23 protein-coding genes are annotated in these 25,347 nt (G+C 66.5%); 12 read left to right on the forward strand and 11 right to left on the reverse strand.

The window, feature by feature from the left end; genetic code table 11:
* Complete coding sequence (locus MY55_RS11700; RefSeq protein WP_047237813.1) at positions 1-444, reverse strand: GNAT family N-acetyltransferase; 444 nt, start codon at positions 442-444, stop codon at positions 1-3.
* A gap of 949 nt (positions 445-1,393) precedes the next feature.
* Between MY55_RS11700 and waaC the strand changes: the two genes are divergently transcribed.
* Positions 1,394-2,353, forward strand: a complete 960-nt coding sequence (gene waaC / locus MY55_RS11705) for a lipopolysaccharide heptosyltransferase I (RefSeq protein WP_043575163.1) — start codon at positions 1,394-1,396, stop codon at positions 2,351-2,353.
* Positions 2,350-3,615, forward strand: coding sequence for a lipid IV(A) 3-deoxy-D-manno-octulosonic acid transferase (waaA, locus tag MY55_RS11710; RefSeq protein ID WP_047237812.1), 1,266 nt, complete (start codon positions 2,350-2,352; stop codon positions 3,613-3,615). Before waaC ends, waaA begins: the two co-directional genes overlap by 4 nt.
* 74 nt (positions 3,616-3,689) lie before the next feature.
* On the opposite strand, the gene MY55_RS11715 is transcribed toward waaA, so the two are convergent.
* The gene (locus tag MY55_RS11715; RefSeq protein ID WP_244270678.1) at positions 3,690-4,412 is read right to left on the reverse strand and encodes a hypothetical protein; all 723 of its coding nucleotides are present in this window, start codon (positions 4,410-4,412) and stop codon (positions 3,690-3,692) included.
* 168 nt (positions 4,413-4,580) lie between these two features.
* On the opposite strand from MY55_RS11715, the gene MY55_RS11720 reads away from it, so the two are divergent.
* The 4 genes from MY55_RS11720 to MY55_RS11735 all read left to right on the forward strand — a co-directional run bounded on the left by MY55_RS11720 (position 4,581) and on the right by MY55_RS11735 (position 7,474).
* Positions 4,581-5,183, forward strand: a complete 603-nt coding sequence (locus MY55_RS11720; RefSeq protein ID WP_043574884.1) for a CBS domain-containing protein — start codon at positions 4,581-4,583, stop codon at positions 5,181-5,183.
* An 82-nt stretch (positions 5,184-5,265) separates the two neighbouring features.
* On the forward strand, positions 5,266-5,742 hold the full coding sequence (locus MY55_RS11725; protein WP_047257830.1) for a DUF1203 domain-containing protein: 477 nt from the start codon (positions 5,266-5,268) through the stop codon (positions 5,740-5,742).
* Positions 5,739-6,626 (forward strand): methylated-DNA--[protein]-cysteine S-methyltransferase, encoded by an 888-nt coding sequence (locus MY55_RS11730; protein WP_047237809.1) that lies wholly within the window; start codon positions 5,739-5,741, stop codon positions 6,624-6,626. The genes MY55_RS11725 and MY55_RS11730 overlap by 4 nt, the downstream gene beginning before the upstream one ends.
* On the forward strand, positions 6,614-7,474 hold the full coding sequence (locus tag MY55_RS11735) for a DMT family transporter (RefSeq protein ID WP_244270679.1): 861 nt from the start codon (positions 6,614-6,616) through the stop codon (positions 7,472-7,474). Before MY55_RS11730 ends, MY55_RS11735 begins: the two co-directional genes overlap by 13 nt.
* Before the next feature lie 427 nt (positions 7,475-7,901).
* Here the strand turns inward: MY55_RS11735 and MY55_RS11740 are convergent, their stop codons facing one another.
* Positions 7,902-9,203 (reverse strand): ATP-binding protein, encoded by a 1,302-nt coding sequence (locus tag MY55_RS11740; RefSeq protein ID WP_244270680.1) that lies wholly within the window; start codon positions 9,201-9,203, stop codon positions 7,902-7,904.
* A gap of 3 nt (positions 9,204-9,206) precedes the next feature.
* Entirely contained in the window at positions 9,207-9,932 is a 726-nt protein-coding gene (ompR, locus tag MY55_RS11745) for an osmolarity response regulator transcription factor OmpR (RefSeq protein WP_043574875.1), read from the reverse strand.
* Between the two features lie 356 nt (positions 9,933-10,288).
* Between ompR and MY55_RS11750 the strand changes: the two genes are divergently transcribed.
* Positions 10,289-10,624, forward strand: coding sequence for a hypothetical protein (locus MY55_RS11750; protein ID WP_043574873.1), 336 nt, complete (start codon positions 10,289-10,291; stop codon positions 10,622-10,624).
* A 45-nt stretch (positions 10,625-10,669) separates the two neighbouring features.
* Entirely contained in the window at positions 10,670-11,044 is a 375-nt protein-coding gene (locus MY55_RS11755) for a hypothetical protein (RefSeq protein ID WP_052258031.1), read from the forward strand.
* On the opposite strand, the gene MY55_RS11760 is transcribed toward MY55_RS11755, so the two are convergent.
* Positions 11,045-12,019, reverse strand: coding sequence for a quinone oxidoreductase family protein (locus tag MY55_RS11760; protein ID WP_043574871.1), 975 nt, complete (start codon positions 12,017-12,019; stop codon positions 11,045-11,047). It abuts the gene before it with no gap.
* 79 nt (positions 12,020-12,098) lie between these two features.
* On the reverse strand, positions 12,099-12,680 hold the full coding sequence (locus MY55_RS11765; protein ID WP_043574869.1) for a YqiA/YcfP family alpha/beta fold hydrolase: 582 nt from the start codon (positions 12,678-12,680) through the stop codon (positions 12,099-12,101).
* Positions 12,681-12,866: 186 nt separating this feature from the next.
* Between MY55_RS11765 and MY55_RS11770 the strand changes: the two genes are divergently transcribed.
* From MY55_RS11770 to MY55_RS11780, 3 genes are all read left to right on the forward strand, one after another.
* A complete protein-coding gene (locus MY55_RS11770) occupies positions 12,867-13,274 on the forward strand; it encodes a hypothetical protein (protein ID WP_043574867.1) in 408 nt (135 codons plus the stop codon).
* Between the two features lie 130 nt (positions 13,275-13,404).
* Entirely contained in the window at positions 13,405-13,860 is a 456-nt protein-coding gene (locus MY55_RS11775) for a MarR family winged helix-turn-helix transcriptional regulator (RefSeq protein WP_043574866.1), read from the forward strand.
* 82 nt (positions 13,861-13,942) lie between these two features.
* Positions 13,943-14,371, forward strand: a complete 429-nt coding sequence (locus MY55_RS11780) for an organic hydroperoxide resistance protein (RefSeq protein WP_043574862.1) — start codon at positions 13,943-13,945, stop codon at positions 14,369-14,371.
* 12 nt (positions 14,372-14,383) lie between these two features.
* On the opposite strand, the gene MY55_RS11785 is transcribed toward MY55_RS11780, so the two are convergent.
* The 5 genes from MY55_RS11785 to MY55_RS11805 all read right to left on the reverse strand — a co-directional run bounded on the left by MY55_RS11785 (position 14,384) and on the right by MY55_RS11805 (position 21,502).
* Positions 14,384-15,877 (reverse strand): sensor domain-containing diguanylate cyclase, encoded by a 1,494-nt coding sequence (locus tag MY55_RS11785; RefSeq protein WP_167595295.1) that lies wholly within the window; start codon positions 15,875-15,877, stop codon positions 14,384-14,386.
* 123 nt (positions 15,878-16,000) lie between these two features.
* Positions 16,001-16,747: a LytR/AlgR family response regulator transcription factor gene (locus tag MY55_RS11790; protein WP_047243641.1), complete on the reverse strand. Its 747-nt coding sequence runs from the start codon at positions 16,745-16,747 to the stop codon at positions 16,001-16,003.
* Positions 16,735-18,447, reverse strand: a complete 1,713-nt coding sequence (locus MY55_RS11795) for a tetratricopeptide repeat-containing response regulator (RefSeq protein ID WP_080509529.1) — start codon at positions 18,445-18,447, stop codon at positions 16,735-16,737. The genes MY55_RS11790 and MY55_RS11795 overlap by 13 nt, the downstream gene beginning before the upstream one ends.
* An 85-nt stretch (positions 18,448-18,532) precedes the next feature.
* Positions 18,533-20,674, reverse strand: coding sequence for a UvrD-helicase domain-containing protein (locus tag MY55_RS11800; RefSeq protein WP_065202386.1), 2,142 nt, complete (start codon positions 20,672-20,674; stop codon positions 18,533-18,535).
* Positions 20,675-20,740: 66 nt separating this feature from the next.
* Positions 20,741-21,502, reverse strand: a complete 762-nt coding sequence (locus MY55_RS11805; protein ID WP_043574852.1) for a substrate-binding periplasmic protein — start codon at positions 21,500-21,502, stop codon at positions 20,741-20,743.
* 119 nt (positions 21,503-21,621) lie between these two features.
* On the opposite strand from MY55_RS11805, the gene metH reads away from it, so the two are divergent.
* Positions 21,622-25,332: a methionine synthase gene (gene metH / locus MY55_RS11810; protein ID WP_065202387.1), complete on the forward strand. Its 3,711-nt coding sequence runs from the start codon at positions 21,622-21,624 to the stop codon at positions 25,330-25,332.
* Positions 25,333-25,347: the final 15 nt, after the last annotated feature.

Genomic DNA, 25,347 nt, shown 5'->3' on the forward strand with positions numbered 1-25,347 from the left:
TCAAGCGCGCCGCGGCAGATCCAGCGCGAACGTGATGCCGGTGTTTTTCTGCTGGTAGCCGATACGGCGGTAGAACGCGTGCGCGTCCAGCCGCTGTTGTCCCGAGCGCAGGCGGATGCGCGGATAGCCGCGTTCTTGCGCCCAGGCCTCGCAGGCCGCCAGCAACAGCCTGCCTATCCCCAATCCCCTGTGTTCCGGCGCCACCACGATGCCGCCGATTTCCACATACGACTCCGCTTCCAGCAGATGGCCGCCATGGCCATGCGCCCAACCGGCCAGCTGGCCGTCCTTTTCCGCCACCCAGATCTCGTTGTCGGGAAAGGCGCGCACCGCGGCGTAGCGCCGGCCCACCTCTTCCGCGCTGCTCGGGTAATCCAGATCGCCGCACAGTTTGGCCACCGCGGCGATATCGGTTTCCCGCATGGTTCTGATCAATATCGACATCTCGTCATCCTGTCATGCCAAAGACATGACATTCTGCATGCGACGCGTCGCGGCAACAAACGCGGCGGTTCACGACATGGCTCCGGCAGCGGCGGAATCGGCTTGCGCTGCAACCAGACGCCAATCGTCGCCATCCCGGGTTTCATGCGCGATCTCTGTGCGTTTCTTTCTATCCCATTGATAGATAGAAGGAAAAATGCACGCTCAGCTAGCTGGCAGGCTGGCTTTCCGTTGCCGGAGCCGCCGATCAGCGGTCAGTACAACGCGGGGAAAGTGGATAACTTTCCGCTGATAGGTGCAGGCTATCGAGCAGTTCCCCCTTCGGCTTGGGTGATCCACAAGTCTTGCCATGTTTTCCAAACCACGTCCTTGCAGACGTTTTTTCCTGTTTTCCCAGAGAGTTGTCTGTCTTGAGTCCAGCCTTGTTCTGCCTTGCCGTTTCTTTTCTTGTATTCCCATTTTTATATTGAAGAAACTGGTAGAAGATGGCCCAGTCCTGTTGATAAGTATATTTATCCGTTTAAATTCAATATCTTGATCGTGATGGAAAGTTGTTGTCAGCCATGGTTGTTGCGTGCTGGCTAGTTGTGGATAAGTTTGGTCTTTTCTGCAGACAGGCAGTTTTCCACATGCTGGCAACGGGAAGTGCCCTTGTTGCTGTGAACGGTTTTTTTTGCCGCCCAAGTGTCCATTCCTCACCGTTGTTTCTTTAACGCAGCTATAAAATGATGATAATGCTGAAGGCGGAGAATATTGTGGACAATCCTGAAAAATCCATGATTTTCATCATCTTGTCCTGTTGATAGCCATGGGATTATTGCAGCGCGCAAAGGCTGGGCAGATTGTGGATAAATCCGCCGCCGCTTATCAACAGCTGTTTATCCACATTCCTTGCGGAGGGATTTTGCTTGGTTAACCACAGCCCTGCTCGGGTACAATGCCCGCCATGATGAATGTGCTGATTGTGCGCACCTCGTCGATGGGCGACCTTATCCACACCTGGCCCGCCATCACCGAGCTGAAAACGCATTACCCCAATATCCGGCTGAGCTGGCTGACCGAGGAAAGCTTCGCCGACATCGCCCGGCTGCATCCGCAGGTCGCCGAAGTGCTGACCCTGCGCTGGCGCAGCTGGCGCAAGCGTTTGCTGCAGCCTGCCGCCTGGCGCGAACTGAAGGCGCTGAAGCGGCAACTGCGCGACACCCATTTCGACCTGGTGCTGGACAGCCAGGGCTTGCTGAAAAGCGCGATCCCGGCGCGCTGGGCCGCCGCGCCGCTGGCCGGCCTGGACTGGAGCAGCGCGCGCGAGGCGCTGGCCAGCCTGTTTTACGACAAGAAACATTCGGTATCGCGCCGGTTGTCAGCGATAGAACGCAACCGCCGGCTGTTCGGCCTGAGCTTCGGCTACCAGCCGCAAGGCGAGCCTAGCTTCGGCGTGGCGGCCGGAGAGCGGCCGTCGTGGATGCTTTCCGGCCGTTACGCGGTGCTGCTGCATGCCACCAGCCGCGCCTCCAAGGAATGGCCGGAGGCGAATTGGGTGGAGCTGGGCGAACGCCTGTCCAATCAGCACGACATGGTGATGGTGCTGCCCTGGGGCAACGACGCTGAAAAAGCCCGCGCCGAAAGGCTGGCCGGGCGGATGCCGGCCGCGGTGGTGGCGCCGAAGATGAGCCTGGTGGAAGCCGCCGGCTTGCTGGGCCATGCCAGCGCGGTGGTCGGCGTGGATACCGGCCTCGCCCACCTGGCCAACGCGCTGAACGTGCCATTGGCGGCGATCTACACCGATACCGATCCGCAGCAGACCGGCGTGGTGGAAACGCCGTGGGCGACCAATCTGGGCAATATCGGCCAGTGTCCGCAGGTGGATGAGGTGCTGCGGGCGCTGCGATCGCGGCGGGACTGGACGTGAGCTGGCAGCGCTGCTTGTACGGCGCGCTGTGGCGGACGCTGACGCCGCTGATCCGCCGTTATCTGAGAAAGCGCGCGAAACAGGCGCCGGCCTATCTATTGCACTGGGACGAGCGTTTCGGCCGGGTCTTGCAGCCGCGCGCCGTCGGCGCGATCTGGATCCACGCGGTGTCGGTGGGCGAAACCCGCGCCGCGCAGCCGCTGGTGGCGGCCTTGCGCCGGCAGTGGCCGGACGCGCCGCTGCTGCTGACCCAGATGACCCCGACCGGCCGCGCCACAGCCGAAGCGCTGTACCCGGACGCCGAGGTGCGCTACCTGCCCTACGATTATCCACAGGCCGCCGCCGACTTCCTCGCCGCCTACCGGCCGCGCTGCGGCGTGCTGATGGAAACCGAGCTGTGGCCCAACCTGATCCACGCCGCCGCCGCCCAGCGGGTGCCGCTGGTTTTGGCCAACGCCAGACTGTCGGACAAATCGCTGAAAGGCTATCGCCGCATCCTGGGGCTGATTCGCCCAGCCATGCGGGATTTGGCTGCTGTTGCCGCCCAAACGGCAGCTGATGCCGATCGTTTCCGGAAGATAGGCGCGGAAAACATCACGGTTTGCGGCAACAGCAAATATGATATAGAGATTCCGGCAGAACAGATGCAACTGGCGGATGGCTTCCGCCAGCGCATAGGCGCGCGCCAGGCGCTGCTGTGCGCCAGCACCCGCGAAGGCGAGGAGGCGCTGATTCTGGACGCCTGGCTCGCGGCCGGCGACGCGGTCGGCGACGCGCTGCTGGTGTTGGCGCCGCGCCACCCGGAGCGGCTGCAGGCGGTGGCGGAGCTGGCGGCCGAGCGCGGTCTGAAGCTGCAGCGCCGCAGCGACGGCGCCGCGGTGGCGGCGGACACCCAGGTGTGGCTGGGCGACAGCATGGGCGAGATGTTCGGCTATCTTGGCGCTTGCGACGTCGCCTTCATCGGCGGCAGCCTGCTGCCTTTCGGCTGCCATAACCTGATCGAGCCGGCGATCGCCGGCGTGCCGGCGCTGTTCGGCCCGTCGGTGTTCAATTTCCAGCAGGCCGCCGCCGACGCGCAGGCGGCCGGCGCGGCGCGCCAGGTGGCCGACGCCGCCGAAATGGTGGCGCTGGCGCTCTCGCTGCTGGCCGACCCCGAGCGGCGCGCGGCGATGCGCGAAGGCGCGGCGGCGTTCCGCCAGGCCCATCGCGGCGCCAGCCAGCGCATGCTGGAAGTGATCCGCGCGACGCTGGACGCGAGCTAAACCATCCGCGGCATCGGCAAGGCAAAAGCCGTCCACCCTCGCGGGAAGACGGCTTTTTTCATGCGGGGCGGCGCTTACGGCGCGGCGGGCGGCGTCAGCGCGAAGGCGAACAGGTCGCGGCGGTAGGTTTCCACCACCAGGCTGAACGGCACATTGCCGTCGCGGTACAGCACGGCAATGTGCTGGATCACCTGTTCGGGGATGTCCAGCGCGCGTTGCGCGGCGGCCGGCGCCTGCGGCCGCATTTCCCAGCCCGGCGCCAGCGGCGACCACAGCACTCTGGCCTGCTCGGTGCGGCGGGTGAAGTCCAGCGCCCGCACCGCCGCGCCGAACGGCGTGTCGGTGGTGTCCAGCAGGCGGTTCATTTCCGGGCTGAGGCGCGACGGCACATACCAGTTGTCGGCTTCGGACAGCACATGGTCGCCGCAGGCCAGCTGAACGCGGCGGTAGCCTATGGTTTCGGCGGCGCCCACCTGCAGCTGGCGGCGGATGTCGGCGTCGGCCGGCTTGCGCACGTCGCGGTCGCGCAGCGCGCGGATGCGCGGCTCGGCGGCCAGCCGGTGATCGGCGCACCATTGCTGCAGCGTGCGGGTGGCGCTGCTGTTGCTCAGCAAGGTGGCGTTGACGGTTTGCAGCAGCGCCAGCGCTTTGACGCGGGTGTCGGCGTCGTCGCGCCAGCCCGGATAGGGCCAGCCGTCGGCGCGGGCGGCGGCGGAGAGAACCGCCGGCAGCAACAGGACCAGGGGCCAAAGCGGGGAGAAGCCGGCGCGCGGCCGGCGAAAACCGTCATGATTCATAGTTTTATCGAACACTTAGCACAAAGACATTAAAGAGGCCTGGCGTAAACGCAAAGTTCCCCGCCGCGACGCTGAACTCGGGCGGCTTTTCCGCTAACGTGAAAGCTGGGCTGTCCGCAACGGGCTGGGCAGCCTGCACCGCCCTGTATTGCCCTGCGAGGAGCCGCCATGGCTAACGATTTTCAACCCTTGCCCACCCTGACTCTGCCACGCACCACCGACCTGGTGCAACTGGAGCAGCGCCCCCACCCCCCGATCCATGCGCACAGCCCGGCCCTGGCCGTGATGACCGACCTGCGGCTGGTCAATCCGGTGGGGATTTCCGCCGACGCCGGCCTGCGCGAGGCGCACCAGCGCATGATCAGCCACGGCATCCGCCTGTTGTTCGTCCATGACGGCGACGGCAGCCTGCTGGGACTGGTGACCGCGGTGGACCTGCTGGGCGAACGGCCGATCCAGTGCATGAAGGAGCATGGCAAGCACCACGCCGATGTGCTGGTCGGCGACGTGATGACGCCGCGCGACAAGCTGGACGCGTTGCGGCTGGACGACGTGGCGGCGGCCAATGTCGGCCAGCTGGTGGCGACGATGAAGCAGCTGGGCCGCCAGCATGCGCTGGTGGTGGAGCAGAATCCGGCCAGCGGCCATCACGAAGTGTGCGGCCTGTTCTCCACCAGCCACATGGCGCGCTTGCTGGGCATGCCGCTGTCGTTCATCCGGGTGCCGCAGGCCTTGTCGGAAATCCAGTACTCGCTGCTGTACACCGGCTGATTTCGGCAAGAATCGGGTCGCCGCCGCGCTGGCGCTTTCTTAGACTTCGGGCATGATAGACAGCGCCGAAGGAGAGAAAGACATGGACTGGCAGATCGAAACCCTGGCGCCCGCCTTCATCCAGCGGGCGCGGCGCGAAGGCGTGGACGCGCTGGGGCAGCCGGTGCGGCGTCTGGCCGCGCGAGGAGGCGAACCGCTGCGCGACGCGCTGCGGCGCGCCCGTCCGGGCGAGGCGCTGATCCTGGCCAGCTACAGTCCATTCCGGCTGGATGGCCCGTACCGCGAGTTCGGCCCGGTATTCCTGGCGGCCGAGCCGCAGGCGGAAAGCCTGCCGTCGCTGGACGCCTTGCTGGCCGGACCCGGCTATTTCCGCGACGCCCCCGCGCTGCGCGCCTACGACGCCGGGCAATCGATGCTGGAGGCGGCGTTGCCGGCCTGGGACCAATTGGCCGAGCGGCTGCGGCAATGGCAGGCGCGCGCCGACATCGCTTTCGCCATGCTGCGCTTTCCCGCCCACGGCTGCTACGCGCTGCGGCTGAATCGGGGGGAACTGACATGAGCGAAACCCTGCTTGCCGGCGCCGAAGCCGGCCGCGACTACCACCGCATGGCCGACGCGATCCGCTACCTGGTGGCGCACGCCGGCCAACAGCCGCGGCTGGCCGACCTGGCCGCCGCGCTGCATCTTTCCGAATCGCGGCTGCAGCGCCTGTTCACGCAGTGGGCCGGCGTCAGTCCTAAGCGCTTCATCCAGCAACTCACTTGCGAGGCGGCCAAGGCGCGGCTGGCGGCCGGGGTGCCGGTGCTGCCGCTGGCGCATGAACTGGGCCTGTCCGGCGGCAGCCGCCTGCACGATCTGTTCGTCACGCTGGAGGCGATGACGCCGGGCGAATACCAGCGCGGCGGCGCCGGCCTGGACATAGGCTGGAGCGTGGAGGCCAGCCGCTTCGGCCCGCTGCTGCTGGCGCAGACCGCGCGCGGCGTCTGCGCGCTGCAGTTCGTCGCCGACGAGGCCGCGGCCGAGGCCTGGCTGCATGGGCAATGGCCGCAGGCGCGGCTGCGCTATCAGCCCGGCGCTGCGCGCGCGCTGGCCGAGCGGTTGTTTTCGCCGCTATCGCCGCGCGCAGGCCCGCCGCTCGCGCTGCGTGTGCAGGGCAGCAATTTCCAGATCCAGGTGTGGCGCGCGCTGCTGGCCGTGCCATACGGCAGCCTGGTCAGCTATGGCCAGTTGGCCGCCGGCATGGGCCGGCCGCAGGCGGCGCGGGCGGTCGGCGGCGCGGTGGGCGCCAATCCGGTGGCCTGGCTGATTCCCTGCCACCGGGTGATCCGCGCCGAGGGCGCGCTGGGCCAGTACCGCTGGGGCGAAACGCGCAAGGCCGAGCTGCTGGGTTGGGAAAGCGCGCAACTGGCCGCGCGGCCGGAGCCGGCGGCGTGGTTGGCCTGAGGCGCGAAGCGGCCTGGCTGACGCTGCTGGCCGCCATCTGGGGAGCGTCCTTTCTGTTCATGCGCATCGCCGCGCCGGTGTTCGGCCCGCTGGCGCTGATCGCGCTGCGGGTGGGCCTGGCTGCCTGCGCGCTGCTGCCGCTGATGGCCTGGCGCGGCCAATTGGCGGTATGGCGCGCGCATTGGCCGGACATCGCGCTGACCGGTATCTTCCTTACCGCCTTTCCCTTCTGCCTGATCGCCTGGGCGCAATTGTCGTTGCCGGCCGGCATGGCGTCGGTGCTGAACGCCACCACGCCGCTGATGACCGCGCTATGGGCCTGGCCGCTAGCCGGGGAAAAGCTGACGCCGCCGCGGCTGGCCGGCCTGGCGCTGGGTTTGGCCGGGGTGCTGGTATTGCTGCGCGGCCGCGGCGCCGGTTTCGACGCCGCTGGGCCATGGCCGGTGCTGGCGATGCTGGGCGCCACCGCCAGCTACGGCTGGGCGGGACAGATGGTGCGGCGCCGGCTGCCCGGCCTGCCGCCCTTGGCTACCGCCGGCGGCGGGTTGGCCAGCGGCGCCCTGCTGATGCTGCCGCTGGCGGCGTGGGCGTGGCCGGCCGGGCCGATTCCGGTGCGCGCCTGGCTGGCCTTGCTGGCGCTGGCCTGGCTATGCACCGCGCTGGCCTACCTGATTTTCTACCGGCTGATCGCCAGGCTGGGCGCCACCCGCGCCAGCGGCGTCACTTACCTGGTGCCGGTGTTCGGCGTGCTGTGGGGCGTGCTGTTCTTGGGCGAGGCGCTGAGTCCGGCCATGCTGCTGGCGGCGGCGCTGATCCTGGGCGGGGTGCTGTTGCTGGGGCGGCGCTAGTCCGGCGCGGCGGTGCGCTACAAGGCCAGCGGTACCGATGGCGATGTTGGCAGCGCGCCGCCGCCCGGGCCGGCCCCTTGCGTGGCGGGAGCTTTTCAGCGGCACCCGGTAGCGTTGGCCAGTGATGGCCTGGCGATGTGGCTGCCGGACGGGCGGCGCTGAACGGGCGGCGCTGAACGGGCGGCGCTGAACGGGAGCTGCCTCGGGGGGAGCGGGGAATATCGGGAATCGAGTTGGGATTTCTGCTGGCTTACCGCGTGGACTATGCAGCGCTCAGCGCCAATGTGCTGAGCACCGCCTTGCTCCGCTGGGCTGGCGGCTGTTTCGCGAACAGCCTTCGCTGGGCGGGCTGGGGCTTAGCCTGGCCGGCCTGTGGATGATGCTGCGATTCCGCTGAGGCGGACCGGGCCGCGGGCCCGGCCCGATTTCAGGCCTGCGGCAGGTGGATCGCCACCTTGAAGCCGCCGTCCTCGTCGGCCAGCTCCAGCCGGCCGCCGTGCTGCTTGACGATGCGGGAGACGATGGCGAGGCCGAGGCCGCTGCCGCCGTCGGTGCCGCGGTGCTCGGCCAGGCGCTCGAACGGCGCCAGCGCGGTTTCGCGCAGCGCCTCGGGAATGCCCTGGCCGTGATCTATCACGCTCAGCACCACTTCGCCGTCGCCTTGCTCCACCCTGACCACCACCGGCGGCTGGCCGTAGCGGCGCGCGTTTTCCAGCAGATTGCTCAGCAGGCGCTCCAGCGCCAGCGCGTCGGCTTGCAGCTCAGGCTCGCTGCGCGCCTCCAGCTTCACGTCCATGTCCTCGCGGCGGAAGCGCGCCACCACGCTGGCGGCCAGGTCGGCCAGCGCCAGCGGTTCCTGGCGGCTGGTTTCCTCGGCGCGGGCGAAGTCGATGAACTGGCGCACGATGCGCGACAATTCGTCGATGTCCAGCAGCATGTCGTGCTGGTCGTGGCTGGTTTCCTGCATTTCCAGCGTCAGTTTCAGCCGGGTCAGCGGCGTGCGCAGGTCGTGCGACAGGCCGGCCAGCATCAGCCGCCGCTCGCGCGCGGCGTTGTCCAGCGCCTGGGCCATGCCGTTGAAGTTGTGCGCCAACAGCTGCACTTCGCGCGGGCCGGTTTCCGGAATGGCTTGCGGCATCGAGCCGCCGGCCAGCTCGCGGCTGGCCATCACCACCCGGCTGATCGGCCGCGTGATGCGCCAGGCGAACAGCGAGGCCAGGACGGTGGCGAACAGCGCCGCCAGCAGCGACGCCTGCAGCATCGGGTTGATCCAGCGGTCGCGGTAGCGGCCGAACGGAATCACCAGCCAGTACGGCTGGTCCAGCACGTGCACGTGCACCCACAATTCGCTGTGGTCCTCGCGCCGCGCGTAATGCGCCTGGATAGGCTCGTTCAGGTCGTGCGACAGCCGCTGCGCCAGCATCGCGCCGATCTTGGGCAGGTCGTCGGCGAAGTTCTGGCCGTGGTCGGCGTTGAACGGCAGCAGGCTGGGCAGGCCGGGACGGTTGTAATTGTCCAGAAAGGCCTGCCTCTCCTCGTTGCTCATGCCGGTCATCGAGTCTTCCAGATAGGACAGCGTGTCCAGCACCTGGATGTACAGCTGGCGCTCCAGCAGCTTGTGCCGCTCGTGGTTGGCCAGCGAGATGGTGAACAGCTGGGTGGCGATCACCACCGCCACCATCAGCAGCGCCAGCCGGAAGAACAGCGAACCGAACAGCTTGCGTAACAAGGCTTACTCCCTGGGCGAGCCGTCCGGCACGAACACGTAGCCGTAGCCCCACACCGTCTGGATGTAGCGCAGCTGGCTGTCGCCGTTTTCCAGCGCCTTGCGCAGGCGCGAGATGTGCACGTCGATGCTGCGGTCCAGCGATTCGCCGTTGCCCTTGCCCAGCGCCAGCTCCATCAGTTGTTCGCGGGTGAGCGGGCGGCGCGGGTGGTTGACCAGCACCGACAGCACCGCGAATTCGGCGCTGGTCAGCGCGATGGCCTGGCCGCTGCGGCGCAGTTCGCGCTGGCCGAGGTTGAGCAGGAATTCGCCGAACTCCACCACGTCGTCGGCGTTGTGCTGGGCGGCCAGCGCCGGGGTGGTGTGATGGCGGCGCAGCACCGACTGGATGCGCGCGGTCAGCTCGCGCGGGTTGAACGGCTTGGGCAGGTAGTCGTCGGCGCCCATTTCCAGGCCGAGGATGCGGTCGATGTCTTCGCCGCGGGCGGTCAGCATGATGACCGGCAGCGATTCGCCCTGGGCGCGCAGGCGGCGCACCACCGCCAGGCCGTCTTCGCCCGGCATCATCACGTCCAGCACGATCAGGTCGGGGCGGTTGCGCGCCAGCTTGCGGTCCAGGTCCTTGGGATCGGGCAGGGTTTCCACGCTGTAACCCTGTTGGGTCAGATAACGGGTCAGCAGCTCGCGCAGCTTGGCATCGTCGTCCACGACCAGGATTTTATTGTGTTCCATGTGGTTTTCCTCAGTGTTCAGGCTGCCAGCTTAGCGGCGCGCGCCCTGCTGCTGGCAGGCCTTGTTTTTACAGATGTTAAGCCCGTCCGTCGCGATACAGTCGTTAACAATTGTGCGGCCGGCGAAGACGTCTGAGCAAACGCTTGGCCCTAAGCTGGGACAAGGGGAAAGCCTGATCCGGCTCCCGGAACGCAATCGCCAGCGTAATCAAGCATTTGGCAGCTCCGCGGCGTTCCGGCCGCGCGGCCGCTTTGCGGCGGTTGGCGCTTGCGGTCCCGCCCGCGGACGGACGCGGCCAGCCAGGCCATCCCGAGTGGTCATGGCAGCGGTTGTCATAGACAGGATAAAATGCCGACATGAAGCGATATCTGATCATTCTGCTGTGGGGCAGCCTGTTTGCGCAACAGGCGGCGCTGGCGCAGGGTTTCCATCCGCGCGGCCCGGCCCGCAGCGCCGAGGGCCGGCCGGCGTCTTGCCAGGCCGATCCGCAATGCCCGGAAAACCGCCGCCTGCGCAATCTGCGCCAGCGCGAGGCGGCGAAGAATGGCGATATGGCGTTCGATCCGATCAAGCACCAATCCAACCGCCTGCTGCCGCCCGCTGCGGATGGCCACGCGCAAGCGGTTCCCGCCAAGCCGAATTTTTGGCAGGATAAGCGTAGACAGGAACAACAGCAGAACCAGTCCGAATGATTCGTCGTCCGCTCGGGAAAGGACGCAGTGATGAAACCACAGGGGATGTCTGGATGGGGTCGGCGCGTCTGCGCCGGGGTCGGCCTGCTGCTGTTCTGCCTGCAGGCTCGGGCGGCGGCCGATGAGGATTGCGGCCGCGCCGTCGCGCCGCAGCGCTGCTTGCTCCATCAGCAGGGCCTGCGCAGTTGTCTTGACCTGGCCGAGTCGCGCCGCCGCGCCTGCCTCTCCTACTATACCCCCCCATTGAGCTGCCAGCGCCAGCGCGACGCCAAGCGCTGCGAGGCGTTGCTGGCGGCGCAGGCCTCCTGCGAAGGCATGACTGGCGCCTCCCGGCGCCAGTGCATAGACGAGAGGCTGCCGGCCGGAGACTGCCCGCGTTCGGCCCAGCCCTGCCCGAAACCGCTGCCGCTCGCCGATTGATCAGGGCAACAGGATGATGGAGCCGGTGGTGCGGCGCTGCTCCAGATCGCGGTGGGCCTGGGCGGCTTCGGCCAGCGGATAGCGGTGCGACGGCGCCAGCCGGATCCGGCCGTCCAGCAGCCGCTCGAACAGCGCCTGGCTGGACTGTTCCAATTCCGCGCGAGTGGCGGTGTAGTCTCCCAGCTTGGGACGGGTGAGGAACAAGGAGCCGTGCTTGGTCAATTCCAGCGGCGACACCGCCGGCACCGGGCCCGACGCGTTGCCGAAGCTGACCAGCATGCCGCGCGGCGCCAGGCAGGCCAGCGAAATCTGAAAGGTGTCCTTGCCCACCGAATCGTACGCGACCGGCACGCCCTGGCCGGAGGTGAGCTCGCGCACCCGCGCCACCACGTCTTCCGCGCGGTAGTCGATCACATGGGCGGCGCCCAGCCGGCGGGCGATTTCCGCCTTGGCCGGCGAGCCGACGGTGGCGATCACGTTCACCCCCATCGCCGTCAGCCATTGCAGCGCGATCTGGCCGACGCCGCCAGCGGCGGCATGCCACAGCACGGTCTGCCCCGCTTGCACCGGGTAGGTGCGCTGCACCAGATACTCCACGGTCATGCCCTGCAGCATTGCGCAGGCGGCGGTTTCGTCCGCCACGCCGTCGGGCAGTTTCAGCAGGTGCTGCGCCGCGATCAGCCGCTCAGCGGCGTAAGCGCCCAACGGGCCGCCGGCATAGGCGACGCGGTCGCCCGGCGCCAGCCAGTCCACCCCGGCGCCCACCGCCTCCACCACGCCGGCGGCTTCGCTGCCGAGGCCGCTGGGCAAAGGCAGCGGGTAGAGGCCGCTGCGCTGGTAGGTGTCGATGAAATTGACGCCGATGGCGGTATGGCGCAAGCGGACTTCGCCGGCCGCGGGCGCGCCAATCGACGTTTCGACCAGGCGCAGCACGTCCGGGCCGCCGGTTGCGGAAAACACGATGCTGTGGCTCATGGGGCGCTCCTTGCAAGTATGGCGGATCAGTCTGCGCCGGCGCCGCAGCGGCGGCAAGTGGCGATAGGCGAACGGGCCGTCAAGCCGGGATGGACAATTGCCGGCGCGCCCAGGCGACGATTTCCGGCAATACCTTCGGCCAGTTGTTCAGACGGTGGTCGTCGCCATTGAATACAGTTTGCCGGCTGTGGCGATAATGCGCCGCGGCTTCGCGCCAATCCAGCACCTCATCGCGGCTGCCCAGCAGCAGCCAGTAGCGCGCCGGGCTGGGTTTTTCCACCCGCTGCGCCTGCAGCGCGGCCAGGTCGGCGTCTCCCAGCGTGTAAACCTCGCCGGTGTACGGGTTGGTCTGCTCGCCGGCGAAACGTGCCAGATCGCGGTCCGGCCGCACCGCCGGATTGATCAGCGCCGCCGGACGATTTTGCTGTTCGGCCAGGAAGCCGGCGTAGAAGCCGCCGAGCGAGCTGCCGATCAAGAGCGTGTCCGCCGGCAGCGAGGCCAGCAGTTCGCCGGCCTGGCGGATGGCCTCGGCCGGATGCGGCGACAGCCGCGGGCAGTGGAACGTGATGTCGGGCGCGTGTCGGGCCAGCCAGGCGGCGGTTTCGCCGGCCTTGAGCGATTGCGGGCTGGAATTGAAGCCGTGCAGATAGACGATGTGCATGAAGTTTGCCGCCGATGTGATGGTCTGGATGTTACGACGCGGAATCGCGCTTGTCAGTTGCCGCCGACGGTCGACCGGCGTGTAAATTTGGAGTAAAAGCACTTTTCGCGCGATGCCGGCCATTGTCATCCGGCCGCGGCGGATGCTCAAATAAGCGACAAATATAAATATCGAGGAGAAAACGACATGACCACCCTGCCCGCCGCCGCGCCGACAGCCGCCCCGCATTCGCTGGAAAGCCTGATCGTGGCCTGCGGCTATCTGCAGCACAGCGCCCTGCTGTTCGCGCAGGATCTGGACAGCGACCTGGCGCTGATCCGCTCCGGCTTCTGTCCGCGCCATCAGGTGCAATGGAACGCCCAGGGCGAAATGCGGGCGTGCGCCGAAGTTCACGACGAAGTGGACGCTCTGCTGCAAGGCAGCCATACCTTGCGTTTCGCGCTGCACGAAATGCTGATGCAGTTCGGTCCGGAAGTTTGCAACGAGGCGTTGGCCCGCATCATCCTGCAAGGCGTGCGCAGCCTGCCCGACTGGCACCAGGTGTGCCAGTCGCTGGCGGACTTGGGGCGCGGCCCGGTGCGCGTGGCCGCCTGAGGCGCCGGTTGGCCGGGGCCCGCCGCAAGCGGGCGGGTTCCGGTTGTGTCCGAGCGGCGGCGGAGATAGGCTCGGAGGGCGATGCCGGAATTGCTTGCAAATAAATAGCGCGCTATTTATTATCGAGGGCATGGAAAGCAAACCGACCCTTCCCTCCGACGCCGACGCGCTGCGGCTGGACCAGCAATTGTGCTTCGCCCTGTATTCCGCCTCGCTGGCGATGAACAAGGCCTACCGCGACAGCCTGAAACCGCTTGGCCTCACCTATTCGCAGTATCTGGTGTTGCTGGTGTTGTGGGAGCAGGACCAGCGTTCAGTGTCCGACATCGGCGCCCGGCTCTACCTGGATTCGGCGACGCTGACGCCGCTTTTGAAGCGGATGGAGGCGGCGGGCTGGCTGCTGCGCGAACGGCTGTCCAGCGACGAGCGGGTGGTGGTGGTGAGGCTGAGCGAGGCCGGGCGCGATCTGCGACGCCAGGCGGAAGCGATTCCGCGGCAGATGCTATGCCGCAGCGGACTGCCGCTGCCGGAGGCGCGGCAGTTGCGCGCGGCGCTGGGCGCGTTGCGCGACCAGTTGCTGCCATGAAACCGGCAGGTTTTATGATTTGAATAGTGCACGATTTAATAGCTTATTATTTTTCCACGGGAAGACTGTAAGGAGACGTACGATGAATACCCTGCAAAAAGTGCTGTATACCGCCGAAGCCACCGCGTTCGGCGGCCGCGATGGCCGCGCCGAGTCCAGCGACCAGGCGCTGCAAGTGCAGTTGAGCACGCCGCGCGAACTGGGCGGCCTGGGCGGCGACGGCACCAACCCCGAGCAGCTGTTCGCCGCCGGTTATTCCGCCTGCTTCATCGGCGCGCTGAAGGTGGCGGCGATGCAGGCCAAGGTAGGCTTGCCGGCCGAGGTGTCGGTCAAGGGACGGGTCTCCATCGGACCGATCGAGCACGGCTTCGGCATCGCGGCGCGGCTGGAGGTTTCGCTGCCGGGGCTGGAGCGCGCGACGGCGGAAGCGCTGGTGCAGGCGGCCCACCGCATCTGCCCGTATTCCAACGCCACGCGCGGCAATATCGAAGTGGAGCTGGCGCTGGCGTGAGCGAAGCGGCCGTCAGGCGACGGTTTCGGACTGGTGGCTGGGCGACTGCTTGTTGCCGTACATCTTGCGGTCGGCCACCGCCAGCAATTCGTCTATCAGCAGGCCGTCCTCCGGATAGTAGGCGATGCCTATGCTCACTCCCACCATGATGCGGTGCTGGTCCACCTGGTAGGGCAGCTGGATCGCCTGCTTCAGCCTGGCCATCACCTTGTCGGCCTCGCGGTTGGACTCGATGTCTTCCATCAGGATGACGAATTCGTCGCCGCCCAGCCGGGCGACGGTATCCTCGTTGCGGATCACGTCCTGAATGCGGGCGGCGATCAGCTGCAGCACCCGGTCGCCGGCGACGTGGCCGTAGGTGTCGTTGACCGGCTTGAAGCGGTCTAGGTCGAGGAATAGCAAGGCCAGGCGTTTGCCGCTGCGGTCGACGCGGCTGATCGCGTGCTGCAGCCGGTCGTAGAACAGGTTGCGGTTGGCCAGGCCGGTCAGCCGGTCGTGATTGGCCAGATGGAACAGATGGTTTTCGCGCTGGCGGCGGCTGTTGCTGCTGCGCACGAAGCTGTAGCCGGCCAGCGCGAGGCCGGTGCCCAGCAGCAGCGACAGCAGCAGCCACACCACCCACTCCAGCAGGCCGATCTGCGGCCAGCCCTGCTGCCAGTTGATGGTGAAACGCAGCGGCTGGCCGGGGCCGCCCAGCAACTGACTGGTTTCCAGCCGCGGAAACAGCAGGCGCTCCAGCGCGCCGGCGCGGGCGCTGCCCAGCAGCAGAGGCTGTCCGCCCGGCGGCCGCAGCGGGTCGTCGCGCTGCTGCACGCTGATCTCCATGCCCGGCGGCAGCGGCGCGCCGCTGGGCAGCAGCGAGTCGGCGCGGATGAACAGCAGGGCGAAATGCTGCGGCTGCAGCTCCAGCAGCGCGCCGGACTGGTGGTTGTCTATGCTGCGCAGCAGCGCGTAGCCGGCCTCGCCGTTCGGCAGGCGCAGCTGGCGCGACAGCGTGGTGCGGCCGCTGTTGAGGCTGTCCTGCAGCGTTTGGCGCAACAGCGGCTGTTGCCATATGTCCATGCCCGCCAGCCGCAGATTGGCCTGCGATTGCGGTTCGGCGAACATCAGCGGGAAGTAGTCGTCCTGCAGCGGCAGCGGCAGCGGCTGGCCGGCGGCGTCCGGCGCATAGGGGCGCAGCCGGTAGCCGGCGCCGTACTCGCGTTGCAGCCAGCGGTTGTAGCTGTCCACCCGCGAGCGCGGCACGCGTTCGATATGGGCCAGGGTGATGATCTGCGGATAGCGGCGCAGCAGTTGCAGCACGAAGGGGTGTTTGCGGCGGGTTTCGTTGCGATGGTCGAGAGCGCTGAAGGTGGCGTAGCTGTCGAGCACGGTTTCATTGGTGAGCAGGCGTTGTTTCAACTGCTCGGACAATTGCTGGGACTGGCTGTTGAATTGCTGTTCCGCGCCCAGCAGCGAGCGGCTGGCAATCGACAGGGCCGCCAGCGAGCTCAGTATCAACCACAAGGTTATGCATCCAGCATAAACCAGTCTTGCTTGCATGTTAAAACCATCGACATATATTCGGCAATGGATGATTCTATAAGAATGGGCCCCTATTTTTTAGCAATAAATCAGGGAAAGCCGGATTTAAGTAATAGTACGTAACAGTGGCGCGGCGCTCAGCGCGGACTTGATGGCGGGAATCTGGCGGCGGCTCACCGGCAGCGGATCGGCCACGTCGCGCAGCCGAATCACCCACTGTTCGTCGCCGTCCAGGCCGCTGCGGCGCAGCTCCTGGACCGCGTGGCGCATCACCAGGCAATTGCGGTGTATCCGCAGCGCCAGGCCGCCCAGCCGCTGCTCCAGCGTCACCAGCGCTTCGTCCAGCAGGTATTCGTTGTCGGGGGTGACCAGGGTGACGTATTTGAGCTCGGCCTTCAGGTAGCGCGCGTCGGCGAAGGGCACGGTCAGCAGCCGGCCGCGCTGGCGCACGGTGAAGCTAGGCGCCTCGGCCTGGCCGCCGCAGCGCGCCAGCGCTTTTTGCAGCGCCTGTTCCAGCCGTTCGCGCCGCACCGGCTTGAGCAGGTAGTCGGCGGCGTTCAGCTCGAAGGCCTCCACCGCGAAGTGGTCGTGCGCGGTGCTGAACACCAGCTGCGGCTGCAGCGGCCGCTGCCTGAGCTGGCGCGCCACCGCCATGCCGTCCAGGCCTGGCATGCTGACGTCCAGCAGCAGCACGTCGGCCGGATGCTGGGCCAGCCAGGCGAGGGCGGACTGGCCGTCGGCCAGGCAATGCACCTGGCTGACGCCGCAATCGGCCAGCAGCTGGCGCAGCCGTTCGCGCGCCAGCGCCTCATCGTCCACCACCACCACCCGCAGCTCGCTCAGAGCGCCCATTGCGGCTTGTCCATCTTGTCCACCAGCTGGCGCCAGGATTGCAGGATCTTCTGGAACTTGTTGTTGGTCGGCGCGATGTCGCGCACCTTGCCCAATAGCTCGTAGGCGCGGCGCATATGGCTTTCATGCCAGCCGTTCTGGCTGACGTGGGCCAGCACCGCGTTGACCAGGTTGAGCATGATCTGCACGTTTTGCGGCATTTCCTCCAGCGCTTTGGCGAAGCGGGCGATGGCGGTGTCCAGCTCGCCGCTTTGCGCTTCGCGCACCGCCTGGTTGTTCAGCTCCAGCACCGTCTTCACGTTCTGCGCGATCAGCTGGCGGCCGGCCTGGCCCATGCCCAGCTCTTCGAACATGTCGCCGAAGTGGGCCAGCAGCTGTTCATCGTCGTGGTGGTTGCGCACCAGGTATTCCATCACTTCGTTGCCCTGCGGCTCGCGGCCCTGCTGGTAGCAGGCGCGGGCGTATTCCAGCTGCGCTTCCTGGTCCAGCTTGGCCGCCAGCGGCTTGAAGCGCTCGGTGGCGTCGGCCAGCAGTGCGGCGGCCTTGTCGGCGTTGCCGTTCTTGGCCTGCAACTGGCTGTCCACCACATTGGCCAGCCACTCCGCCTCTTCGTTGTAGCGGTAGTCGTGGCGCAGGCTGGCCAGCGTGCGGCCGGCGTTGGCGGCATCGCCGCGCGCCAGCTGGATGCGGGCCAGCGCCGCGTAATGGGTGGGGCTGCGGTGCCAGGTGTACTTGGCGATGTCCAGCGTCTGCTGGCAGGCGGCCTCGGCGGTGGCCAGGTCGTGGTTGAGCATCGCCACTTCGGCCAGCTGCTGCTGGCGGCGGAACACCGCCGGCGACATTTCGGCGGCGGTCTGCAGCGTGTGCTGCGCGCGTTCCAGATCGTGGTGGTTGCGGTAGAGCCGGGCCAGCCAGTCGTAGGCCTCCATCACTTGGCTGTTGTCGGCCAGCACCGCCTCGAACAGCAGCCGCGCCTCGTCCAGCGATTTGAGTCCGGCCAGCGATTTGGCCAGGCCCATCTTGGCCCAGGTGGCCGGTTTGAGGCGCAGCACCTGCATATAGGCGTCGCGGGCGGCGTCGTAATCCTCGATTTTCAGCGCCAGCGAGCCCTTGAGGCGCATGAAGTCGAACGCGAACTCGCCGTTTTCCTCTATCTTGCGGCCGCAGGCTTCGATGGCTGCCAGATACTCGTGACGCAGGATGTTTTCGTCCACCAGCCGGAACGCCTCGCGCTTGCGCATCGCCCGCTCCAACCGCTCGCGCAGCACCTCACCGGTGAAGGGTTTGAGCAGGTAGTCGTCCGGGGCCATCTCGGCAGCGGAAATCACCCGCTGCGAGCGGCGCTCGCCGGTGACGATCATGAACACGCAGGATTGCTTGAGCAGATTGCGCGCCCGGACTTCCTCGAACAGGTAGAGCCCGTCGTAGCCGTTGCCCAGATCGTAGTCGCACAGCACCACGTCGAACTCGTACTTGGCCATCTTGGCCAGTGCGTCGCCGGCCTTGGCCGCGTATTCGACCGAGTTGGCGCCGAACGACGACAGCGTCATCGCCAGCGCCCGCTGCATCTGCGGCAGGCTGTCTATGATCAGGAACAGCCGTTTGGCGTAGGGATCGTCGTAAGCGTTGCGCTGGGGGGCGGCCCGCACATGGTGCGTCGGGCCGTTCGGCGCGGCCGGAGGGGGAGTGGATTCGCTCATGGGGCTTTCGTCAGCTTGCGGCATGATCCTGTTTCGGTCGGATGGCGTCTCCGGCGGCATGCTCCCTCCCGGCGCCGGGCGCGGCTCAGGCCGGCGTCAGTTTTGCATAACGCAGATCCAGCCATTTCACCCCGTGTTCGGCGAAGTTGATTTGCAAGCGCACGTCCTCCCCGCTGCCCTCCGCCTGGATCACCACGCCGACGCCGAATTTGGCGTGGCTGACCGACTGGCCGATGTTCAGGCCGTAGGCGTTCGCGGCCTGCAGGCGCGGCGTCCTGGAGGCGGCGCGCGCCGGCATGGGAGACGCGGGTGTTTTCACTGTAGCAGACAGCGAGTGGATCAGTTCCGCCGGAATCTCGTCGATGAAGCGCGACGGGATCGGGTAGCGGCTCTGGCCGTGCAGCATGCGGCTTTGCGCGCTGGACAGGTACAGGCGCTTGCGGGCGCGGGTGACCGCCACGTACATCAGCCGGCGCTCCTCCTGCAGGCCCTTGCCGTCCTGCAGGCTGTTTTCGTGCGGGAATAGGCCTTCTTCCAGGCCGGTGACGAACACCGCGTCGAACTCCAGCCCCTTGGCGGCGTGCACCGTCATCAGCTGCAGCGCCTCGCTGCCGGCGTCGGCCTGGTGCTCGCCCGCTTCCAGGCTGGCGGCGGTGAGGAATTCGGTCAGCGCCTGGCTGGGGTCGTCCGGCAGGAAGCTGGCGGCGGCGTTGACCAGCTCGTCCAGGTTGGCCAGCCGCTCCTCGCCGTCCTTCTTGTCCTGCTCGTACATGTCGCGCAGGCCGCTGCGGTCGATGACCAGGCTGATGGTTTCGGCCAGGCTGAAGTCGCGGCTCTGTTCGCGCAGGCGTTCGATCAGCAGCACGAACTCGCCTACCTTGGCGGCGGTGCGGCCGCCGCCGCTCTGGCAGGCGGCCTGCCACAGCGACACGCCCTGCTCGCGGCCGACGGCCTGCAGGCCTTCCACGCTGCGCGCGCCGATGCCGCGCGCCGGCGTGTTGATCACGCGCAGCAAGGCGTTGTCGTCGTCGGGGTTGGCCACCAGCCTGAGGTAGGCCAGCGCGTGCTTGATTTCCTGGCGTTCGAAGAAGCGCAGGCCGCCGTAGATCCGGTACGGGATCTGGGCGTTGACCAGCACGTGCTCCATCAGCCGCGATTGGGCGTTGGAGCGGTACAGCACCGCCACGTCGGACAGCGGCAGGCCGTCGCGGCGCAGCGCCTTGACTTCGTCGACGATGAACTCGGCTTCCTCGCCGTCGCTCATCGCCTGGAAGAAGCGGATCTTTTCGCCTTCGCCGGCGTCGGTCCACAGGTTTTTGCCCAGCCGGCCGTCGTTCTTTTCGATCAGCGCGTTGGCGGCGTTGAGGATGGTGCCCATCGAGCGGTAGTTCTGCTCCAGCCGCACCGGCTCGGCCACGTGGAAGTCGGCCAGCAGCGCGCGCATATTGCCGACTTCGGCGCCGCGGAAGGCGTAGATGCTCTGGTCGTCGTCGCCGACGGCGAACAGCGCGCCGTGCTCGCCGGCCAGCAGTTTCAGCCACGCGTATTGCAGGCGGTTGGTGTCCTGGAATTCGTCTACCAGGATGTGGGCGAAGCGGCTGCTGTAATGGGCGCGCAGCGCCTCGTTGCGCGACAGCAGTTCGTAGCTTCTGAGCAGCAGCTCGGCGAAGTCCACCACCCCTTCGCGCCGGCATTGGGCGTCGTAGGCGGCGTACAGCTCCACCAGCTTGGCTTCGTACGGGTTCAGCGCCGGCGGCAGCGCCTCGGCGCGCACGCCGGCTTCCTTGTTGCCGTTGATGAACGACTGCACCGCGCGCGGCGGGTATTTCTCGTCGGACAGCTCCAGGCTTTTCAGCAGGCGCTTGATCGCGGCCTGCTGGTCGGCGGAGTCGAGGATCTGGAAGGTTTGCGGCAGGCCGGCGTCGCGGTAGTGGATGCGCAGCAGGCGGTTGCACAGGCCGTGGAAAGTGCCTATCCACATCGTGCGCACATTCACCGGCACCTGGGCCGACAGCCGGGTCTGCATTTCGCGCGCGGCCTTGTTGGTGAAAGTCACCGCCAGAATGCCGGCCGGCGAGGTCTGAGCGGTGGACAACAGCCAGGCGATGCGGGTGGTCAGCACCCGGGTCTTGCCGCTGCCGGCGCCGGCCAGCACCAGCGCGCTCTTGGCGGGCCAGGTGACCGCGCGCAGTTGTTCGGGATTCAGGCCGGCTAACAGATCGCTCATGACGGGACGTTTTCGCTGCAAAAACGCCATTTTAGCATGCGTGCCGCCAGGACAAGGCGGAGGGGCTTACTCCTGTGCCTGGTAATGCGCAAGCATGGTCTTGAGCTTGCCGTTCTTGTGCAATCGATCCACGGCGCGGTTGAGTTCGGCCAGCTTGACCGGCGACTGCGACGACAGCGCGCACATGGTCGGCTGCGACGATACCACTAGCGGGTGCAGCTTGAAGGCGGCGGCTTCCTGCGCATGGGAGCGCGCCCACCAGACATAGATGAACTCAGTGACGATGGCGACATCGCTCAGCCGTTTTTCCAGCGATTTGAACATCAGATCGAAGCGGGCCTCGGTGTCCCGCGTGCTGCGGTTGCTAGACCACAGGTATTCCAGCTCGGGGTAATGGTAGCCGTGCTGGGTGCCGATGCGCTTGCCGGACAAATCGTCGAGCTGGCGGATGGCCGGCATGTTTTTCAGCGACAGCACGCGCTCGGTCAGCGGGTAAATTTCCCGGCTCCAGTTCAGCCGGGAAGAATTGCTATACCAGTCGGGATTGGCATTGCAGACGATGTCGACCTTGCCGGTTTCAACCGCGGACTCCACCCGGCGGCGCGCCAGAATGACGAACTGCGGCTTCATCCCCATTTCTTCGGCCAGCAGCATCCCCAGTTCGCGCGCCAGGCCGCCGGTCAGGGTATTGCCGTCTTCGGATAGCACCGCGATGGGGGCGGCATCGGTATCGGCCACCCCGATGCGCAGCTCGGCGGCCGCCAGCGAAGGAAGCGGCGCCAACAGCAACAGGCAGGGAAGCAGCCACTTTTTATGCAAACTGGCCATATAGATGCTCTCTCTTAATTCTATTACCGGGTGTCTGATGCGCGGGATGCGGATGTTAAGATGAATCAGGAATACGCCGTAGCCTTGATATCGTTTTAGACAAAATAACTGCAAGCGACATGACGAAGCCATTAACCCATCCCGTTTATCAGCACCTCGCCCAACGCATTCTGATCCTGGATGGGGGCATGGGCACCATGATCCAGCGCCACCGGCTGGAGGAGGCCGATTATCGCGGCGAGCGTTTCGCCGACTGGCCTTGCGATGTCAAAGGCAACAACGACCTGCTGGCGCTGACTCGTCCCGATGTCATCGGCGGCATCCACCAGGCTTACCTGGACGTCGGCGCCGACATCATCGAAACCAACACCTTCAACGCCACCTCGATCGCGATGGCCGATTACCGGATGGAAGGGCTGGTGTGGGAGATCAACCAGGCCGCCGCCAAGCTGGTTAAGGATCTTTGCGCGGCGCAAACCGCCAAAAATCCGGCCAAGCCGCGTTTCTGCGCCGGCGTGCTCGGCCCCACCAACCGCACCTGTTCCATCAGCCCGGACGTCAACGATCCCGGCTACCGCAACGTCAGCTTCGACGAACTGGTGGCGAGCTACACCGAGGCGATAGACGGCCTGGTGGCCGGCGGCGCGGATTTGCTGTTGGTGGAGACCATCTTCGACACGCTGAACGCCAAGGCGGCGGTGTTCGCCATCCACCAGTATTTCGACGAGCGCCCGGACACGCCGCGCTTGCCCATCATGATTTCCGGCACCATCACCGATCAGTCCGGCCGCACGCTGACCGGACAGACCACCGAAGCTTTCTACAACTCGCTGTCGCACGCCGACGCCGCCAGCTTCGGCCTCAACTGCGCGCTGGGGCCGGACCTGCTGCGGCCGTATGTCGAGGAAATGGCGCGGGTGTCGGCCACCTATGTCTCGGTCCACGCCAACGCCGGCCTGCCCAACGCCTTCGGCGGCTATGATCTCGAACCTGAGAAGATGGGCGAGTACGTGCGCGAGTGGGCCGAGAGCGGGCTGATCAACATCGTCGGCGGCTGTTGCGGCACCACGCCGGAGCACATCGCCGCCATCGCCCGCGCGGTGGACGGCATCTCGCCGCGCGCGCTGCCGCGGATCGAGGCCAAGTGCCGGCTGTCCGGCCTGGAGCCGTTCAATATCGGCGACGAAGACCTGTTCGTGAACGTCGGCGAGCGCACCAACGTCACCGGCAGCCGCGCCTTCGCCAAGCTGATCCTCAACGGCGACTACGCCACCGCGCTGGACGTGGCCCGGCAGCAGGTGGAGAACGGCGCCCAGGTGATCGACATCAATATGGACGAGGGCATGCTGGACGCCCACGCCGCGATGGTGCGCTTCCTGAATCTGATCGCGTCGGAGCCGGATATCGCCCGCGTACCGATCATGATCGACTCGTCCAAATGGGAGGTGATCGAGGCCGGCCTGAAGTGCATCCAGGGCAAGGGCATCGTCAACTCGATCTCGATGAAGGAAGGCAAGGAGAAGTTCGTCGAGCAGGCGCGCTTGATCCGCCGTTACGGCGCGGCGGTGATCGTGATGGCCTTCGACGAGCATGGCCAGGCCGACACCTACGCCCGCAAGATCGAGATTTGCGACCACAGCTACCGCATCCTGGTGGACGAGGTGGGCTTCCCGCCGGAAGACATCATCTTCGACCCGAACATCTTCGCCGTCGCCACCGGCATCGAGGAGCACGCCCGCTACGGCCTGGATTTCATCGAGGCCACCGGCTGGATCAAGCAGCACCTGCCGCACGCCAAGATATCCGGCGGCGTGTCCAACGTCAGCTTCAGTTTCCGCGGCAACAACAAGGTGCGCGAGGCGATCCACGCGGTGTTCCTCTACCATGCGATCCAGCGCGGCATGACCATGGGCATCGTCAATGCCGGCGCGCTGGAGGTGTACGACGAGGTCGACGCAAGCTTGCGCGAGCGCATCGAGGACGTGGTGCTGATGCGCCATCCCAAGGACGGCGGCGACGCCACCGAACGGCTGATCGAGCTGGCGGAGAAATTCAAGGGCGAGGCGGTCGGCGAGAAAAAGGGCGAAGACCTGGCCTGGCGCGCCTTTCCGGTGGAAAAGCGGCTTGAGCACGCGCTGGTCAAGGGCATCACCACCTTCATCGTCGAGGACACCGAAGAGGTGCGGCTGAAGTGCGCGCGGCCGATCCACGTGATCGAAGGCCCGCTGATGGATGGCATGAACGTGGTGGGCGACCTGTTCGGCGCCGGCAAGATGTTCCTGCCGCAGGTGGTGAAGTCGGCGCGGGTGATGAAGGCTGCCGTCGCCCACCTGGAGCCGTTCATCGAGGAAGAGAAAATCCGTCTGGGCCTGGCCGACGCGCCGGCCAAGGGCGTCATCATCATGGCCACGGTCAAGGGCGATGTGCACGACATCGGCAAGAACATCGTCGGCGTGGTGCTGCGCTGCAATAACTACAAGGTGATCGATCTGGGCGTGATGGTGCCGTGCCAGACCATCCTCGACGCCGCGCGCGAGCACCAGGCCGACATCATCGGCCTGTCCGGCCTGATCACTCCCAGCCTGGAGGAGATGAGCCATGTCGCCAAGGAGATGCAGCGCCAGGGCTTCGACATTCCGCTGCTGATCGGCGGCGCCACCACCTCCAAGGTGCACACCGCGGTCAAGATCGCGCCGCACTACCAGCACCCGGTCATCTATGTTCCCGATGCCAGCCGCGCCGTCGGCGTCTGCTCCAATCTGCTGTCCGATACCTTGAAGGACGCCTTCGTCGCCGAGAACCTGGCCGAGCAAGAACGCGCGCGCGAAGGCCACGCCAACAAGGCCAATCGCAAGGTGGTTTCCCTGGAGCAGGCCCGCGCCAACAAAGAGAAAATCGACTGGGCCGATTATGTTCCGCCCAAGCCGCGATGGCTTGGCGTGCGCCGTTTCGAGAATTACCCGCTGGCCGAGATCGCCGCCTATATCGACTGGACGCCGTTCTTCCAGAGCTGGGAGCTGGCCGGCCGCTTCCCGCGCATTCTGAATGACGAGATCGTCGGCGAATCGGCGCGCGCGCTGTATGAAGACGCCCAAGTCATGCTGAAGCGGATCGTCGACGAGAACTGGCTGGCCGCCAACGCGGTGATCGGCTTGTTCCCGGCCAATAGCGTCAATCACGACGACATCGACATCCGTTCCGCCGACGGCCGGCCGCTGATGACTTGGGTCGGCCTGCGCCAGCAATTGCCCAAAACCGACGGCAAGGCCAACTGGGCGCTGGCCGACTACGTCGCGCCCCAGGGCAGCGGCGTCGACGACTACATCGGCGCCTTCGCCGTCACCGCCGGCATCGGCATCGAGCCGCATGTGAAGCGCTTCGAGGATGCCAACGACGACTACTCGGCCATCTTGCTCAAAGCGCTGGCCGACCGCCTGGCCGAGGCCTTCGCCGAGCTGATGCACGCCCGCGTGCGGCGCGAGTTCTGGGGCTATGCCGCCGACGAGCATATCGACAACGAAGGCCTGATCGATGAGCTGTACCGCGGCATCCGCCCGGCGCCCGGTTATCCGGCCTGCCCGGACCACACGGTGAAGGCCGATCTCTTCAAGCTTTTGGACGCGCCGTCTATCGGCATGACGCTGACCGAGGGCTACGCGATGCTGCCCACCGCCGCGGTGTCCGGTTTCTACTTCAGCCATCCGGCGTCGCGCTATTTCGGCGTCGGCAAGGTGGAAAAGGACCAGGTGACCAGTTACGCCGAGCGCCGCGGCGTCAGCATCGAGCAGGCCGAACGCGACTTGGCGCCCAATCTGGGGTATGACGCCTAAGCCGCGCCGCTTACG

This window comes from Chromobacterium subtsugae, from assembly GCF_001676875.1.
Classification (GTDB): domain Bacteria; phylum Pseudomonadota; class Gammaproteobacteria; order Burkholderiales; family Chromobacteriaceae; genus Chromobacterium; species Chromobacterium subtsugae.

Excerpts from the sequence above, each read along its gene's own strand:
- MY55_RS11700 (WP_047237813.1), bottom strand. The coding sequence starts at position 444 with ATGTCGATATTGATCAGAACCATGCGGGAAACCGATATCGCCGCGGTG.
- waaC (WP_043575163.1), top strand. The coding sequence starts at position 1,394 with ATGAATGTGCTGATTGTGCGCACCTCGTCGATGGGCGACCTTATCCAC.
- MY55_RS11715 (WP_244270678.1), bottom strand. The coding sequence starts at position 4,412 with ATGAATCATGACGGTTTTCGCCGGCCGCGCGCCGGCTTCTCCCCGCTT.
- MY55_RS11720 (WP_043574884.1), top strand. The coding sequence starts at position 4,581 with ATGGCTAACGATTTTCAACCCTTGCCCACCCTGACTCTGCCACGCACC.
- MY55_RS11725 (WP_047257830.1), top strand. The coding sequence starts at position 5,266 with ATGGACTGGCAGATCGAAACCCTGGCGCCCGCCTTCATCCAGCGGGCG.
- MY55_RS11730 (WP_047237809.1), top strand. The coding sequence starts at position 5,739 with ATGAGCGAAACCCTGCTTGCCGGCGCCGAAGCCGGCCGCGACTACCAC.
- ompR (WP_043574875.1), bottom strand. The coding sequence starts at position 9,932 with ATGGAACACAATAAAATCCTGGTCGTGGACGACGATGCCAAGCTGCGC.
- MY55_RS11750 (WP_043574873.1), top strand. The coding sequence starts at position 10,289 with ATGAAGCGATATCTGATCATTCTGCTGTGGGGCAGCCTGTTTGCGCAA.
- MY55_RS11755 (WP_052258031.1), top strand. The coding sequence starts at position 10,670 with ATGTCTGGATGGGGTCGGCGCGTCTGCGCCGGGGTCGGCCTGCTGCTG.
- MY55_RS11760 (WP_043574871.1), bottom strand. The coding sequence starts at position 12,019 with ATGAGCCACAGCATCGTGTTTTCCGCAACCGGCGGCCCGGACGTGCTG.
- MY55_RS11765 (WP_043574869.1), bottom strand. The coding sequence starts at position 12,680 with ATGCACATCGTCTATCTGCACGGCTTCAATTCCAGCCCGCAATCGCTC.
- MY55_RS11770 (WP_043574867.1), top strand. The coding sequence starts at position 12,867 with ATGACCACCCTGCCCGCCGCCGCGCCGACAGCCGCCCCGCATTCGCTG.
- MY55_RS11775 (WP_043574866.1), top strand. The coding sequence starts at position 13,405 with ATGGAAAGCAAACCGACCCTTCCCTCCGACGCCGACGCGCTGCGGCTG.
- MY55_RS11780 (WP_043574862.1), top strand. The coding sequence starts at position 13,943 with ATGAATACCCTGCAAAAAGTGCTGTATACCGCCGAAGCCACCGCGTTC.
- MY55_RS11790 (WP_047243641.1), bottom strand. The coding sequence starts at position 16,747 with ATGGGCGCTCTGAGCGAGCTGCGGGTGGTGGTGGTGGACGATGAGGCG.
- MY55_RS11795 (WP_080509529.1), bottom strand. The coding sequence starts at position 18,447 with ATGAGCGAATCCACTCCCCCTCCGGCCGCGCCGAACGGCCCGACGCAC.
- MY55_RS11800 (WP_065202386.1), bottom strand. The coding sequence starts at position 20,674 with ATGAGCGATCTGTTAGCCGGCCTGAATCCCGAACAACTGCGCGCGGTC.
- MY55_RS11805 (WP_043574852.1), bottom strand. The coding sequence starts at position 21,502 with ATGGCCAGTTTGCATAAAAAGTGGCTGCTTCCCTGCCTGTTGCTGTTG.
- metH (WP_065202387.1), top strand. The coding sequence starts at position 21,622 with ATGACGAAGCCATTAACCCATCCCGTTTATCAGCACCTCGCCCAACGC.